At 39.1% G+C, this 15,662-nt stretch carries 14 protein-coding genes; 3 read left to right on the top strand and 11 right to left on the bottom strand.

Annotated features, from left to right (window positions below):
• Positions 1-125 precede the first annotated feature (125 nt).
• From DBR39_RS06500 to DBR39_RS06455, 10 genes are all read right to left on the bottom strand, one after another.
• Positions 126-1,802: an NADPH-dependent assimilatory sulfite reductase hemoprotein subunit gene (locus DBR39_RS06500; protein WP_124531549.1), complete on the bottom strand. Its 1,677-nt coding sequence runs from the start codon at positions 1,800-1,802 to the stop codon at positions 126-128.
• Positions 1,803-1,836: 34 nt separating this feature from the next.
• Positions 1,837-3,549: a sulfite reductase flavoprotein subunit alpha gene (locus DBR39_RS06495; protein ID WP_124531547.1), complete on the bottom strand. Its 1,713-nt coding sequence runs from the start codon at positions 3,547-3,549 to the stop codon at positions 1,837-1,839.
• Positions 3,539-4,384, bottom strand: coding sequence for a uroporphyrinogen-III C-methyltransferase (gene cobA / locus DBR39_RS06490; protein ID WP_124531545.1), 846 nt, complete (start codon positions 4,382-4,384; stop codon positions 3,539-3,541). Before cobA ends, DBR39_RS06495 begins: the two co-directional genes overlap by 11 nt.
• 23 nt (positions 4,385-4,407) lie before the next feature.
• Positions 4,408-5,319, bottom strand: coding sequence for a cysteine synthase A (gene cysK, locus DBR39_RS06485; RefSeq protein ID WP_124531543.1), 912 nt, complete (start codon positions 5,317-5,319; stop codon positions 4,408-4,410).
• Positions 5,320-5,349: 30 nt separating this feature from the next.
• A complete protein-coding gene (gene epsC, locus DBR39_RS06480; RefSeq protein ID WP_124531541.1) occupies positions 5,350-6,180 on the bottom strand; it encodes a serine O-acetyltransferase EpsC in 831 nt (276 codons plus the stop codon).
• Positions 6,181-6,184: 4 nt separating this feature from the next.
• A complete protein-coding gene (locus DBR39_RS06475; RefSeq protein ID WP_124531539.1) occupies positions 6,185-7,423 on the bottom strand; it encodes a sulfate adenylyltransferase subunit 1 in 1,239 nt (412 codons plus the stop codon).
• A gap of 105 nt (positions 7,424-7,528) precedes the next feature.
• On the bottom strand, positions 7,529-8,437 hold the full coding sequence (cysD, locus tag DBR39_RS06470) for a sulfate adenylyltransferase subunit CysD (protein WP_124531537.1): 909 nt from the start codon (positions 8,435-8,437) through the stop codon (positions 7,529-7,531).
• Positions 8,438-8,449: 12 nt separating this feature from the next.
• Positions 8,450-9,163, bottom strand: a complete 714-nt coding sequence (locus tag DBR39_RS06465) for a phosphoadenylyl-sulfate reductase (protein ID WP_124531535.1) — start codon at positions 9,161-9,163, stop codon at positions 8,450-8,452.
• 82 nt (positions 9,164-9,245) lie between these two features.
• Positions 9,246-9,662 carry an RrF2 family transcriptional regulator gene (locus tag DBR39_RS06460; protein WP_103234505.1) on the bottom strand — a complete coding sequence of 139 codons (417 nt, stop codon included), beginning with the start codon at positions 9,660-9,662 and terminating at the stop codon, positions 9,246-9,248.
• A 287-nt stretch (positions 9,663-9,949) separates the two neighbouring features.
• Entirely contained in the window at positions 9,950-10,444 is a 495-nt protein-coding gene (locus DBR39_RS06455) for a GNAT family N-acetyltransferase (protein WP_124531533.1), read from the bottom strand.
• A 148-nt stretch (positions 10,445-10,592) separates the two neighbouring features.
• Here DBR39_RS06455 and DBR39_RS06450 point away from each other — a divergent pair, with 148 nt between their 5' ends.
• The 3 genes from DBR39_RS06450 (at position 10,593) to DBR39_RS06440 (ending at position 15,047) form a co-directional block, all read left to right on the top strand.
• Positions 10,593-11,987: an aminopeptidase P family protein gene (locus DBR39_RS06450; RefSeq protein WP_124531531.1), complete on the top strand. Its 1,395-nt coding sequence runs from the start codon at positions 10,593-10,595 to the stop codon at positions 11,985-11,987.
• A gap of 14 nt (positions 11,988-12,001) precedes the next feature.
• A complete protein-coding gene (locus tag DBR39_RS06445; RefSeq protein ID WP_124531529.1) occupies positions 12,002-14,173 on the top strand; it encodes a S9 family peptidase in 2,172 nt (723 codons plus the stop codon).
• A 268-nt stretch (positions 14,174-14,441) separates the two neighbouring features.
• Positions 14,442-15,047, top strand: a complete 606-nt coding sequence (locus tag DBR39_RS06440; protein WP_124531527.1) for a DNA-3-methyladenine glycosylase — start codon at positions 14,442-14,444, stop codon at positions 15,045-15,047.
• Between the two features lie 3 nt (positions 15,048-15,050).
• Here DBR39_RS06440 and mug read toward each other — a convergent pair whose 3' ends face one another.
• Complete coding sequence (mug, locus tag DBR39_RS06435) at positions 15,051-15,554, bottom strand: G/U mismatch-specific DNA glycosylase (RefSeq protein ID WP_124531525.1); 504 nt, start codon at positions 15,552-15,554, stop codon at positions 15,051-15,053.
• Positions 15,555-15,662 lie beyond the last annotated feature (108 nt).

Below are 15,662 nucleotides of genomic sequence, written 5' to 3'. Positions count from 1 at the left end.
AAGTTGAAACAGCTTTGATTGTATTGTTACTTGAGAATCAACAACACATACACATTCGTCTGCCTAAAAGAAGAGGTTGAGTTTTTTTGTTTTTTTTCAGATCATAATGAAAATTAGCCATATAATTAATTTAAGGTGTGTAAATAACGGTATGAAAAATCGCCAAATGTTTCTTCTGCAAGTCTTTTCTGAACATAAATCCCGAAAAGTTCATCCAGAGTGGTAAGAATGTCTTCTTCACCAATATTTTCTTTAAATTTTGTATTCAGTCGCATTCCTAAGCGGTCTCCTCCGATGTGAAGATTATATTTCCCATATGCTGTCCCCACAAATCCGATTTCAGCATTGGGAGATCTTCCACAGCCGTTAGGACAGCCGGTCATACGGATGGTGATGTCTTCTTCCAGCAGACCATATTTTTCAAGTATAGGTTCTATTTTGGTAACCAAGGATGGCAGATAACGCTGAGCTTCCGCTAAAGCCAGTGAACAAGTGTTCAAAGCCACGCAGGCAACAGAGTTTTTACGCAGGGCACTTGCTCCATTCGTATACTCTGAAATTCCATGCTCTTTTAAAATATGTTCAATTTCAGGTTTATCTTTTTCGTCAATATCAGCCAGAATAAGGTTCTGGTTACAGGTAAAACGGAAGTTGGCTTTACCGGTTTGTGCGATTTTTAATAACCCTGATTTTAAAGGATATTCAGCCGTATTAAGGATTCTTCCATGCTCTACAAATACGGTATAAAACCATTTTCCTTCATGGTTCTGAATCCAGCCATAGCGGTCTTTCCGCTGTTCAAATTTAAATTCTCGGGCAGGTTCAAAGCTGAATCCTGTTCTTTTTTCTACTTCAGCTCTGTACTGGTCAATACCAAGCTTATCAATCGTATATTTTAATCTTGATAATTTTCGGTCGCTTCTGTTTCCAAAGTCCCTTTGAACCGTGATGATTTCGTAGACAGCCTTCAATACTTTTTCTTCCGTATCTACAAATCCAAGGATGGAGGCAAGACGGGCATAAGTAGCTTCATTTCCGTGGGTTGCTCCCAGTCCTCCTCCGGCAGCGATATTGTAACCAACAATTGTATTATTTTCGATAATAGCAATTAAGGCAATATCATTGATAAATACATCTACATCGTTATTGGGTGGAACGGCAATTCCTATTTTCAGCTTTCTCGGAAGATATCTGTCCTGATACAGAGGATCTTCTTCTGCTTTACGGTCTACCAGAAGTTCATCATCAATCCAGATGTCATAATAAGATTTAGTTTTGGGAAGACACATTTCACTGATTTTTCCAGCGAGTTCGTAAGCTTCCTTGTGCAAAGGTGATTCCGAAGGATTCGCTGTACAGGTTACATTTCTGTTGACGTCCCCACAGGCCGCAATAGAATCCAGATGCTGAAGATTGAAGCTCTGAATGGTAGGTCTTAAATGAGATTTTAAAATACCATGAAGCTGAATCGTTTGTCTTGTCGTTACTTTAATGGTTCCCGTAGAATGATCTTCTGCTGTTTCATTCAATCCTACCCATTGTTCCGGAGTTAAAAAGCCACCGGGAAGCCTTAATCTGATCATATAAGAATACAGCCATTCCAGTTTTTTGGAGACACGCTCTTCCCTTCGGTCTCTGTCGTCCTGTTGGTACATTCCATGAAATTTGATGACCGTTTGATCATCTTCCCTTATGGCTCCGGTAATAGTATCAGCAAGGCTCTCTTTTAAAGATCCTCTGAGCCCGTTACTGCCGGTTTTAATCCTTTCTACCGGTGAAAGGTTTTCTTTATCGTTGTTCATAACTGTTTCCTTTAATTTTTACAAGTACTTCTTTTTAATACACATCTTTAGCATATCTGCCACTCAGCTCCATATCTTCCAGATAAAGTACAGCGTCTTCTTTGCTGCGCTTTCCTTCATTCTGGATAATGGTGAGTAGTGTTTGTTCTACATCATATGCCATTGGTTCTTTGGCTCCGCATACATATACAGATGCTCCACCTTCCAGCCAGTAAAATACTTCCTGTGCTTTTTGTTCTAACCTGTGCTGAACATATACTTTCTCGGCTGTATCTCTTGAAAAAGCAAGGTCTAAATGCGTTAAGCTGCCCGTTTTAATAAAATCCTGAAGTTCAGCCTGATAAAGGAAGTCTGATATGAAGTTTCTGTCTCCGAAAAACAGCCAGTTTCTTCCTTCTGCCCCTGTAGCATCACGTTCCCAAAGGAATGATCTGAAAGGAGCTATACCAGTCCCCGGACCAATCATGATGATATCTTTATCAGCTTCCGGAAGTTTGAAGTGTCCTGCCTCCTGAATATAAAATTCCAACTCTTCTCCTTCTTTGAATTCACTCAGAAAGCCACTGCATAATCCGTTGTGTTTCTGATGATCAATAAGGAATTCTGATTTCGCAACCGTAATATGAATTTCCGTATCACCATGAGCTTCCACAGAGGAAGATATGGAATAAAGACGGGGTGCCTGAGCAGTTAATATCCGTATGATGTCTTCAAATTCATCTGCATTTTTTACCGGATAAATTCTAAGCAGATCAAGAAGGCTTAATCTTACTTCCGGAATGGAATGTCCTGTTATTTTAGCATACTGAGCAACCACAGATTTAAGCAGATAGCTGATGTTAAGATGTTTATGCAGCAGTTCTTCTACAGTATCCGTAATTTTTGTTGCTTCTATCTGTTTCTGAGGATCAATTCCTGTCAGGGTAATAATTTCATGCACTGCAGTTTTTGAATTGAACGGAATCACTCCTAAAGATGCACCGGGCTGATAAGCAAGTATTTCTTCTGTTTCAATTTCGATGTGATAGGTTTCTTTTTCAGACGTAATATCATTCAGATTAATGATGGCTGAAACTTTTCCCTGAAATTTCTTTCTTCCGGTGGAAACCTTTGGAGCTGAAACATTTTTTGTACTCTGACCAGTATTTTTATTTACTGTTTCAAATACATGCTCTATCCAGTGAGAAGCTTCCTGCTCATAATCAATATCACATTTCTTTAACGGAATGATACGCTGGGCACCCAATATTTCAAAACGTGAATCTACATCTTCTCCTGTTTGGCAGAACAGAGGATAACTGCTGTCTCCTAATGCCAGTACCCCAAATTTGAGTCCGCTGAGATTAATTTCATTTTCATAGATATAATCGTAGAATTTTTTGGCAAGAGCTGGTGGTTCGCCTTCTCCCTGAGTGCTGATGATTACAAAAAAGAATTCTTCTTTAGCCAAATCTTTAGGCTTGTATTGAGAAAGGTCGGCAAGCTTTACCTGCAATCCTTTTTTCTTAACGATACCTGCAAGTGTTGTTGCTAATTTTTTACTGTTTCCGGTTTCTGTACCATAAGCCAGCGTTATTTTCTTTACGGCATTCTGGACAATAGTATTTGTCTCTTGTGGTGGCAGAACGGCTGTAAGTAATGATCCTCCGGCAATACCGGCAAGATACCCGCTAGCCCAGATGGCTTCGTCTCTGGAGAGGTCTCCGGATATTTGTTTTAATACATTTAATTTAGTTTCAGACAGCATATTCAAAGAAATTTTGAGTGGTAGGGATTAGACTTCCGTTTTCTACTGATTTGAAATAAAGACCTTCCTGTTCTGCGTTTTCAAGCCATGAAAACTCTTCGTGGAGATTAACAATTTTACCCACAACCACCAAAGAAGGGGAAGCAAAGTTTTTATCTCCGAATTTTTCATTAAAATCATCAAATGATGATGTGTATACTTTTTGGAAAGGCGTTGTAGCCTGTTCAATGACTGCAATTTTCTTATCACCTGAAATATGAAGTGCTGTCAGTTTTTCCACTAGAGGGGTAAGATTTCCTTTGGACATATAGAAAACAAGGGTATCATTGGTTAAAGCAAGCTCTTTCCAGTATTCTTCACTTACGATCTCCGATTTATAATACGTCAGAAAACGAACGGATGTGGAATATCCTCTGGCTGTTAAAGGCATTCCTGCAAATGCTGCTGCTCCTAAAGCGGCTGTAATTCCCGGAATAATTTCGTAGGGAATATGGTTCTGTTTTAAAGCCTGCAATTCGTCCAGAATGTTAGAAAATATGGAAACATCACCTCCTTTCAGTCTTACAATGGTTTTGTTCTGAAGGGCATATTCCACCATCAAAGTATTGATATGAGACTGAGGGGTAGACGCATTTTTACTGCATTCTTTTCCTACATAAATGATTTCTGTATTTTCATTGACGTAGGTTTCGAGAATTTCCGGACTTACAAGGCGGTCACATAAAATAACGTCCGCTTTTGCGATAGCTTTTACTGCTTTTACAGTGATCAGTTCAGGGTTGCCGGGCCCTGCACCGATAAGGTAAACCTTTGGTGATTTTATATTTGTTTTCATTGAAGTAGGTGTTAATTAGGGATTTAGAAGAGTCCTTCTACAGACAGATATCTTTCTCCGGTATCGTAATTGATGGTAAGGATTTTAGCGTTAGGTTGTATTTCCGGTAAATGTTTTGCAATGGCTGCTAAAGCGGCTCCAGTGGAAACTCCAACAAAAAGGCCTTCTTTTTTAGCGGCATTAAGGGCATATTCATAAGCCTCTTCCTTTCCTACTGTGATCACTCCGTCCAAAAGGGTAATATCCAGAATGGAAGGAACAAATCCTGCTCCTAATCCCTGTAATGGATGTGGTGCTGGGCTTCCTCCGCTTAATACAGGAGATAATTCCGGCTCTACGGCAATTACTTTTACGTTAGGATATTTTTCTTTTACTGTTTTTGCGATTCCGGTGATGTGTCCTCCGGTTCCTACTCCTGTAATGATATAATCCAGCCCGTCCGGGAAGTCTTTTAAAATTTCCTGAGCGGTGGTTTCTACGTGTACTTTTACATTGGCAGGATTGTCAAATTGTCTTGGAATCCATGAGTTAGGGGTCTCTTCAGCAAGCTCATTAGCTTTTTCAATGGCACCTTTCATTCCTTTTTCTTTTGGAGTAAGTACAAATTCTGCTCCGTAAGCTTCCATAATTTTTCGGCGTTCTATACTCATGCTTTCCGGCATGACAAGAATAAGTTTGTATCCTTTTACGGCAACTACCAAAGCAAGTCCTATTCCCGTATTTCCGCTTGTAGGTTCTATAATGACGCTGTCTTTATTTAATAATCCTTTGGCTTCTGCATCTTCAATCATAGCCAGTGCAATTCTGTCTTTAATGCTTCCGCCAGGATTACTTTTTTCAAGTTTGATCCAGATTTCATGATCTGAATTGAAGAGTTTATTAATTTTTACGACGGGTGTGTTTCCAATCGTTTCTAATGCATTCTGAAACTTCATATCAATGTACTTTTTATTTTTGTTTTTTTCTTAAATCACAAAGGTTAATGATTCCGGTAATGAGCTATTATCCTTTATTTTTATTTCACTTTTATGATAGACCAGAGAGTTGGCAGGGACATCCTGTGTTACCCAGACATTTCCTCCTATGATACTTTCTCTGCCTATGGTTGTTTCACCTCCCAGAATAGTGGCTCCCGAATAGATAATCACATCATCTTCAATGTTGGGATGTCTTTTCTGATGGGCTTTTTCTTTGGAAACATTCAAAGCTCCGAGGGTTACTCCCTGATAGATTTTAACATTGTTTCCGATGACGGTAGTTTCTCCAATCACGATTCCTGTTCCGTGGTCAATGAAAAAAGACTTTCCGATAATGGCTCCCGGATGAATATCAATTCCGGTTTTACTGTGGGCATATTCTGAAATGACACGCGGTAAAATTTTCACTTCCTGGGTCCAAAGCTGGTGCGAAATACGGTAGACATACGTGGCAAAAAAGCCGGGATATGCCAGGTATACTTCTTCCAGAGAATCGGCGGCAGGATCAAATTCCAAAATGGATTTTGCATCCAGAACCAGCTGATTGTATAATTCCGGTAAAGCCTCAAAAAACTGACTGACCTGCTTTTCAGTAAGGTCTTTATCTCCTGTTACCGTATTGATCTGATCAGAAAGTGTTTCCTGAAGTGCTTCAAAATTTATTTTCAGCTGATCTTCACTATTATCATTCTGAGGGAGGAAGAGGGTTTCGTACAAATCCTTCACCCATTTTTTGGTCTTTATTTTATCAAAGAATCCATGAATATTATTTTGTTTGGTCTGATGAATTCTTTGTATTAATTGATCGGAAATTGCCATTTTTCTATTGAATTATACAGGCTGCGACCGTTGAATTGGACGTTTCATCTACCAAAATAGCCGAGCCCGTTGTTTTATTATTGGTAAAGCTGTCATACACCAGAGGTTGTGCTGTACGGAGTGTAACTTTTACAATTTCGTTTAGCTTAATTTCGCTATCGGTCTGTTCCCGAACCAGGGTGTTGACGTTGATCTTGTAATCTACCTCTTTTACAACTGCTTTTACAAGTCTGCTGTTTTGCTGCAGAAGGTATTTATTCCCCAGCTGCAACGGTTTTTGATCTAGCCAGCATAAAAGAATTTCAAGGTCTTTTTCAACTGTGGGAACATGCTCTTCCGTGGCAAAAATATCTCCCCGGCTGATATCTACATCATGAGCGAGGTGGATCACGGCTGGCTGGCCTTCAAAAGCTTCTTCTTTTTCAATGCCATTAATCTCAATTTTGGTGATTTCAGTGGTCAGATCTGCAGGAAGAATCTGGATTTTGTCTCCTTTTGTGAATTTTCCGCTTAAAATCTGTCCGGCATATCCTCTGTAATCGTGAAGTTCTTCCGTTTGAGGACGTATTACATACTGGACCTGAAAACGGCTTCCGTTATTCGTTTCTTCATTTAACGTTACTTCTTCAAGATATTCCAGGAGGGAGCTTTCTTCGTACCATTCTGTTCTGGACGATTTTGAAACAATATTATCTCCTTTTAATGCTGAGATCGGGAAATAACTGACATCGTTTAATCCCAGGTTTTCTGCAATTTTTGCATATTCTGATTTTATATTTTCAAAAACTTCTTCGGAATAATCTACCATATCCATTTTGTTGATGGCTACAGCAACTTTTTTCAACTGTAATAAAGAAGCGATGATGGAATGTCTTCTGGTTTGTTCAATCACGCCTTTTCGTGCATCGATCAGAATCACCATCAGATCAGAGTTGGACGCTCCGGTGATCATATTGCGGGTATACTGCACGTGTCCCGGAGCATCAGCAATGATAAATTTTCTTTTTGCGGTTGAAAAATAGCGGTAGGCAACATCAATGGTGATTCCCTGTTCTCTTTCTGCGCGCAGACCGTCCGTTAAAAGGGCAAGGTCAACTCCGTCTTCATTTTTGTTTTTTGAATGTTTTTCAAGGACTTCCAACTGGTCCTGTAAAATACTTTTGCTATCGTAAAGCAGCCTGCCGATAAGGGTACTTTTACCGTCATCTACGCTTCCTGCTGTTATAAATCTTAATATATCCATCCGATTTTTGTTATAAATAATGAGTAATGGGCAATGAGTAATTTTATTATTAAATAAGTTAAGGTTGTCTGTCCTATTACTTATGACTCATCGCTGATTGCTTATCTAGAAGTAGCCTCCTTTTTTCCGGTCTTCCATTGCGGCTTCTGTTACCCTGTCGTCAATTCTTGTTTCTCCGCGTTCAGAAATTCTGGTTGCTATAATTTCTTCGATAACAGCATCTATTGTTATGGCATTAGATTCTACAGCTGCAGTACATGTCATGTCTCCTACGGTACGGTATCGTATTTTTTTCGTGGCGATAATATCTTCCGGCTCTAAGAAAACGTGTGACGAATTAGCAAGCCATTGACCATTAAAATCTACCACTTCCCTTTCATGCGAGAAATAAATAGAAGGTAATGCAATTTTTTCCCTCCGGATATAGTTCCAGATATCAAGCTCTGTCCAATTGCTAATCGGGAATACTCTTACATTTTCTCCTTTATGGATTTTTCCGTTGAAAATATTCCAAAGCTCTGGACGCTGAAGTTTAGGATCCCACTGCCCGAATTCATCACGAACAGAGAAGATTCTTTCTTTGGCACGGGCTTTTTCTTCATCTCTTCTGGCTCCTCCAATGCAGGCATCAAATTCAAATTCTTCAATAGTATCAAGAAGTGTATAGGTTTGCAGCCAGTTTCTGCTTGGAAATTTACCTTTAGCCTCAGTCAATTTTTTGCTTTTAATAGTATCCTCCACTTTTCTGACTGCCAGATTGACATCCAACTGTTTTACAAGTTGATCGCGGAAGTCCAACACTTCCGGAAAATTGTGTCCGGTATCTACATGAACAAATGTAAACGGGATTTTGCCATGGAAAAATGCTTTTCTTGCGAGATGGGCCAGTACAATACTGTCTTTCCCCCCGCTGAATAATAAGGCAGGACGTTCAAACTGGCCTGCTACCTCTCTTAATATGTAAATAGATTCGGCTTCCAGCTGATCTAAATAGTTTAACTGATGTATTGACATTTTTTTCTTTTTTTATTGATGAATATGCAGACCGCATTCTTTTTTGTTGGCATCTTCCCACCACCATCGGCCGGCTCTGAAATCTTCCCCTTCTTTGATTGCTCTGGTACAGGGCTCGCATCCTATACTGACAAATCCTTTTTTATGAAGATGATTGTAAGGTAAATGATATGCTTTCACATATTCTGTCACCTGTTCTGAGGTCCAGTGAAGGATGGGATGATACTTAATAATCTTATTATCCGGATCCCATTCCATCTGGGGCATATTCTGTCTGTTGGCCGAATGTTCAGCTCTGAGACCGGTAATCCATACTTCATAGCCTTCCAGTGCTTTTTTTAAAGGATGAACCTTTCGGATGGTACAGCAAGCTTTCCTCTTCTCTACGGATTGATAAAAAGAATCGGGACCATTTTCTGTTACAAATTCTCTGAGCTCTTCCATATTCGGATAATAGGCTTTGATTTTCTTTTTGAAAAAAGCTTTTGTAGATGTCCAGGTTTCGTAGGTCTGTTCAAAAAGTCTTCCCGTATCCAGGGTGAATATATCAACAGATAAATCTTTTATCAGATGAGTGATGACCTGATCTTCGTAACTGAAACTGGTTGAAAAGATCACTTTACCCGGGAATTTTTCAGTCAGTATTTCTAGTCCATTAGTTTGAAAATAAGCTTCAGAAGCCACTTTCAATAGATTTTCGTATTCATTTTCAAGACTGTTTTCCATGTTGAATTGAGATTTTAGTCTTGCAAATATATATAAAATTCTATAACTCCTATCAAAATGGTCGAATTTAAATGAAAAAAAATTATTTGTTGTTGATAAACTTCGTCAGAGTGGCTTCCATCATGCTTGTTCTGGTCTTTTCACGAACGATCATTAATTCTTTTCTCAGATAGCAGACTGCTTCATCTACACAGTCATCACAGGCTTCGTAAAAGTTTAAAGATACACAAGGGGTAAGAGCGATAGGTCCATCGAAAATACGGTAAATATCTGCTAATGAGACATCATCAGGCGATTTTAACAGGTAGTAGCCTCCTACTTTGCCCTGCTTACTGTTAACCAGTTTTGCTCTTTTCAGTTCAAGAAGAATTTGTTCCAGAAATTTCTTAGGGATGTTCTCATCTTGTGCAATAATAGAAGTCGCCAGAAAGCCCTGGTTATAATTCCTTGCTAATCTGACCATTGCTTTGAGTGCGTATTTGCAACGTTTCGACATCATAATCTCTGCAAGTTATGATAAATTATCTGATAAATGAAATGTTTTCCGTGAATGGCTTTGATTATTCTTTTACCACAAATCGAAGATTCAACGAAGTTAAAAGTCACAAAATATAAAAAATCTTAAGTGACAGATAAGCCGTTGAGAAGTTCACTAAAGCTTAAAAATCAAAGATCCTTATGGATACTTTATGTTTAGTTTTGGTAAGAAGAATATATCTGTGCAAATCTGTGAGATCGGTGGGAAACAAATTCAAAAATGTGGCGTCCCTTAATTTTTCTTTGGACTTACTCTTTCTGTAAAATAAAGTAAGCCAACTCTTTATCCTCACGAACCAGATTTTCAGTTCTAATGAAGCCGCTTTTAAGGAGAACTTTTTGAGATCCAATATTATCGAGATCGGTTACTGCTACAATATCTCTTTTATGATCTAATGAATAGCAATAGTCAACAAGCGCTTTGCATACTTCGGTTCCGAGACCTCTACCCCAATAATTCTCTGCTAAGGTATACCCTATTTCTAACTGATCCGGATTGTCAAGAAATACTCTGGCAAGGCACATTCCAACAAAATCATTGTTTTGAGTAGTAAAAATTCCCCATCTGCTGAATGGTCCTTCTTTATAATCGGCTAATGCTTTGTCGAACATTTCCTTATATTCTTCAGGAGTCTTGTAAGGAAGATACCGGGTAACATTTTCATTTTGAAAAAGGGTAGAAAACAACGAAAACTCTTCAGGAGTAAATTCACGGATGATGATGGTGTCGTTTTTATAGTACATTGAAATTTTATAATGAAATTAGATGGTAGCATAAAATTACATAAATAAACTAACAACCTGTCACAAAAATCTGATCTTTATTGTAACAAAGAAGTCTTTTGATAATACAAATCGTAAATTAAACCTTTAAATAAAAAATATTCATAATATGTTTTCAGCAACCACCTACCAGGACAGAAGAACCGTATTACAAACCAATGTAGAAAGCGGAATTTTATTGTTTTTGGGAAATATAGAGAACCCTGTGAATTTTGAACACAATCCTTATTATTTCCGTCAGGACAGTACCTATTTATATTATTTCGGGATTCAGGAACCCCGTATTGCAGCCGTTATCGATATTGATGAGAATAAGACCATTATTTTCGGAGATGAATTAAGCATAGATGATATCGTATGGATGGGCAGACAGGAGACCCTCAAAGAAAAAAGTCTGAAATCCGGTGTACAGGAAACGTTGCCTTATGCGGAACTTTCTCAGTATATTGTAAAAGCACAGACTTCAGGCAGAAAAGTGCACTATCTTCCTCCATATCAGTCTTCCAATAAAATTTTGCTGGCTGATCTTCTTGGGATTAAAATAGTCGAATTACAGCCTTCTGTAGAAATGATCAAAGCCATTGTAAAGCAGCGATCCATCAAAGAATCTCAGGAAATTGTACAGATAGAACAGGCTGTGAATGTATCCAATGAAATGCATTTACTGGCGATGCTTGCAGCAAAACCGGGGATGAAAGAATATGAAATTGCCAATGCCATCCAGCATCTTGCTGCCAATAAAGAATGCCAGATGTCTTATCCTCCGATTGTAACGATAAACGGTGGTATTCTGCATAATCATTACCGCCTTAATACGATGAAAGAAGGTGATCTTTTCCTGAATGATTCCGGAGCGGAAACAGCGATGGGATATGCAGGCGATCTTACCAGAACGTTTCCTGTAAGTAAAACCTTTACTACGAAGCAGAAGGAAATGTATGAAGTGGTTCTGAATGCTTTTAATAATGCTCAAAGTCTTCTGAAGCCGGGAATACGATTCAAAGATATTCACTTAAAAGCTGCCCAGCATCTGGTAGAAGGTCTTATCGACCTTGGATTGATGAAAGGAAATCCTGAAGATGCGGTAAAGAATCATGCCCATACCCTATTTTTCCAGTGCGGACTGGGGCATATGATGGGACTTGATGTACACGATATGGAAGACCTTGGAGAACAATATATTGGCTATACTGAAGAAGAGCCCAAAGATACCAAAACATTCGGACTGAAATCTTTACGCTTAGGAAAAGCTTTGGAATCCGGATTTGTAGTAACGGTTGAGCCGGGTATTTATATGATTCCGGACCTGATCGACATGTGGCAGGCTGAAAATAAAAATGCAGACTTTATTAATTATGATAAAGTAAATGAATACCGAAATTTCGGAGGAATCCGTGTTGAAGATGATTTCCTGATTACAGATGACAGTTACAGACTTCTCGGTGACGGATTGATCAAAACAGTTGAGGAAATTGAAAATTACAGAGCTGAGCATTTAGCTTAATCCAAATAATATCTATGAAGAATATCAAAAAACTAACGGTCATTGCATTGTATTTTCTGTGTCTGTCGCCATTTGCGGCACAAAAAACACAGTGGACTCCTGATGGCAATGCTTATTATTCATTTACTAAAAAAGGGGTTGAAATCGTGGATGTGCTGCATCCCGGAAAAGACCAGACGCTTTTAAGCAGCAGTGAGCTGGTTCCTGCCGGAAGTTCTGAAGCACTTCAGGTACAAAGCTTTCAGGTATCTCCCGATGACAAAAGTTTATTGCTCTTTGCCAATACAAAGAAAGTATGGAGAGATAATACCCGTGGAGATTACTGGATTTTCGATAAAAATACTAAAAAGCTTACCCAGCTTGGAAAAGGCTTACCAGCTTCATCACTGATGTTTGCAAAGTACTCACCGGATGGTAAAAAAGTGGCTTATGTGTCTAAGCATAATATTTATGTTGAGGATCTTTCCAACAATCAGCTTACCAAAATTACTACAGACGGAACGGATGGCATGATCAATGGTACTTTCGACTGGGTATATGAAGAAGAATTCGGAACTCAGGATGGCTTCAGATGGTCTCCCGATGGTAATAAAATCGCTTACTGGAAGCTTGATGCACGTGGCACTAAAAACTTCCTGATGATCAATAATACCGACAGCCTGTATTCATTTACCATTCCGGTAGAATATCCAAAGGTGGGCGAAAATCCTTCCGGATGCAGTATCTGGTTTTATGATCTGGCTTCCAAATCTTCAAAGAAAGCTGATATTGCAGGGGATGAAATGCAAAACTATATCCCAAGAATGGAATGGGTACTGGATTCCAAATCCGTTATTCTGCAGCAGCTGAACAGAAAACAGAATCAAAGTAAAATTATCGTGGCAGATGCGGGTTCTGGAAGCAGTAAAACCATTTATACAGAAACAGATGCGGCATGGATCGATATCAAATCCCGCTGGAACGACAATGACCCAAGTGGCTGGGACTGGATTGACAATGGAAAAGAGTTCCTTTGGCTTTCTGAAAAAGACGGATGGAGACATATTTATAAAATAGATATGAGCGGTAAAGAAACATTGATTACAAAAGATGCTTTTGATGTGATTAAGCCTGAGTTTTTTGATGTTCAGAACAAACAGATCTACTTTTTGGCTTCACCGAATAATGCTACCCAGAAATATCTGTACAAAGTAAGCATGAAAGGAGGAAATGCCCAAAAAGTAACGCCTGGAGCTTTTACAGGTTCTAATCAGTATACAATATCGCCCAATGGGAAGATTGCAATGTTTACGAATAACAGCATCAATACCATTTCAATAGGCTCTGTAGTTTCACTCCCTGAACATAAAGAATTGGTTCCCGCCAAGAGATCAGCCAAAGCAGATCCTGCAAGATCTAAGGCAGAGTTTTTCCAGGTTACGACACAGGATGGAGTTACACTGGACGGATGGGTAGTAAAACCTAAAAATTTTGATCCTAATAAAAAATATCCGATCGTTTTCATGGTATATGGGGAACCGGCAACACAAACGGTAACAGATAGTTTCTATACAGGCTGGAACGAATTATATGTCGGAGATATGGCTGAAGACGGCTACTTATATGTTTCCCTTGAAAACCGCGGAACGCCCGCACCAAGAGGCCGTGAATGGAGAAAATCTGTCTACCGCAAAATAGGACAGTTGAATATCCGCGACCAGGCAATGGGAGCCAAAGCTTTATTTGCAAAATGGCCGTATGCCGATACTTCAAGAGTTGCCGTATGGGGCTGGAGCGGTGGCGGTTCTTCTACCCTGAACCTTTTAGGACAGTACCCTGATATTTACCAGACAGGAATTGCTATTGCCCCGGTTGCCAATCAGTTGTTCTACGACAATATCTATCAGGAACGTTATATGGGACTTCCACAGGAGAACAGAGAAGATTTTGTAAACGGATCTCCACTGGCTTATGCTAAAAATCTAAAAGGAAATCTTCTACTCGTTCACGGAACAGGTGACGACAATGTACATTATCAGAATACTGAGGTTTATATCAATGAACTGGTAAAATACAACAAACAGTTTCAGCTGATGTCTTATCCTAACCGTACCCACTCTATTGATGAAGGAGAAGGAACATCATTGCACCTGGCGACCATGTTCACCAAGTATTTGAAAGAACACTGTCCTCCGGGAGGAAAATAATAATGAAAGTCTCACATAATGTGGGACTTTCTTGTTTCAGGATTAAACAAAAATCCCCCGGATTGCTCCGGGGAATAATAGTGTCAAAAACCGATATTTTTATAGTGATGTAAAGTGATGTTACATTGACAACAACAATGGATATGCCAAATTAATCACTATTTTATGAAATGTGACTTTTTGTGGTACCTTTTTTACTTAATTCTCCAGCTCTTCTATTTTTACAAGATTATCACTAAATTTGAGTGAATAATGTCTAAAACCATTCATGAAACTACCACACTCCTATTATTCCAATCAGGATGTTCTTTTTTTAGCTCAGGATCTTTTGGGGAAAGTTCTCTTTACGGAACTCAATGGTGAAACCACAGCCGGAATCATTGTTGAAACAGAAGCCTATTTTGGCGTTCAGGATAAAGCTTCCCATGCCTATGGCGGCAGGCGTACAGACCGAACTGAAATCCTGTACAACAGTGGCGGAGTTTCTTATGTGTATCTATGCTATGGAATTCATCATCTTTTCAATATAGTCACTTCCGTGGAAGACGATCCTCACGCAGTTCTGGTAAGAGCTGTTGAACCTTTGATCGGTAAAGAAATCATGGAGTTGAGGAGAAATATGCCGGCTTCTAAAGCTGCTATTTCTGCCGGCCCGGGATCTGCTGCCAAAGCATTAGGAATTGACAGGTCATTCAACAAAAAAGATTTAACGGGAAATGAAATCTGGATTGAGGATCATGGTATTTCATATACTCCGGAAGAAATCATTAAAGGACCTCGTATTGGCGTTGCTTATGCACAGGAAGATGCGCTTTTGCCATGGCGTTTTTTTGTGAAAGGGAATAAATATGTAAGCAAACCCAATAAAGCATAACCATCAGGATTCATGAACAGAATCATAAAACTCTTTATAATAGGTAACCAGACTTTCAAGAGAAAATCCACGGTTCAGGCCGCTGGTGTTGGGTAAAACCCAGATTTTTGCTCCACAGAAATCTTCTGGCTGTTCGCCCCACAGAATTTCTTTCTTTTTAGAAAAAGCTTTGTAAGCAGCTTTACCAAGAAAAGCCACATATCGCGGTTGGTATTTCGATATTTTTGATTTAAAACTTTCGAGGGCTTCATCAAACTCCTCTTTTGAAAGCTCATCAGCGCGGGAAGTAGCTCTGGCTACAGCAGTTGTTAATCCATATCCGAAATCCAGAAGAGAAGTATCATTCACCGCCTCAATCTCATGGGGTGTAAAACCTGACTGATGAAGAACCTTCCAGAAACGGTTACTCCTGCCTGAAAAATGATGTCCGTCATTGGATGATTTTAAACCGGGATTAATTCCACAAAAAATAACATTGAGTTGGGGTGAAATAATGTCTGTCAGCATAATTAAAATGAATTGGCTATATACGTATTTTTATTGCTTAAAGATATTAATATTCATGATATTCAGAGACCCATTTTATTTTAAAATGTTGAACGTTTCATGGACTGT

Source organism: Chryseobacterium sp. KBW03, from assembly GCF_003852415.1.
GTDB lineage: Bacteria > Bacteroidota > Bacteroidia > Flavobacteriales > Weeksellaceae > Chryseobacterium > Chryseobacterium viscerum.
Note: the sequence above shows the minus strand (reverse complement) of the source record. Positions and strands in the feature narration are given on the sequence as shown.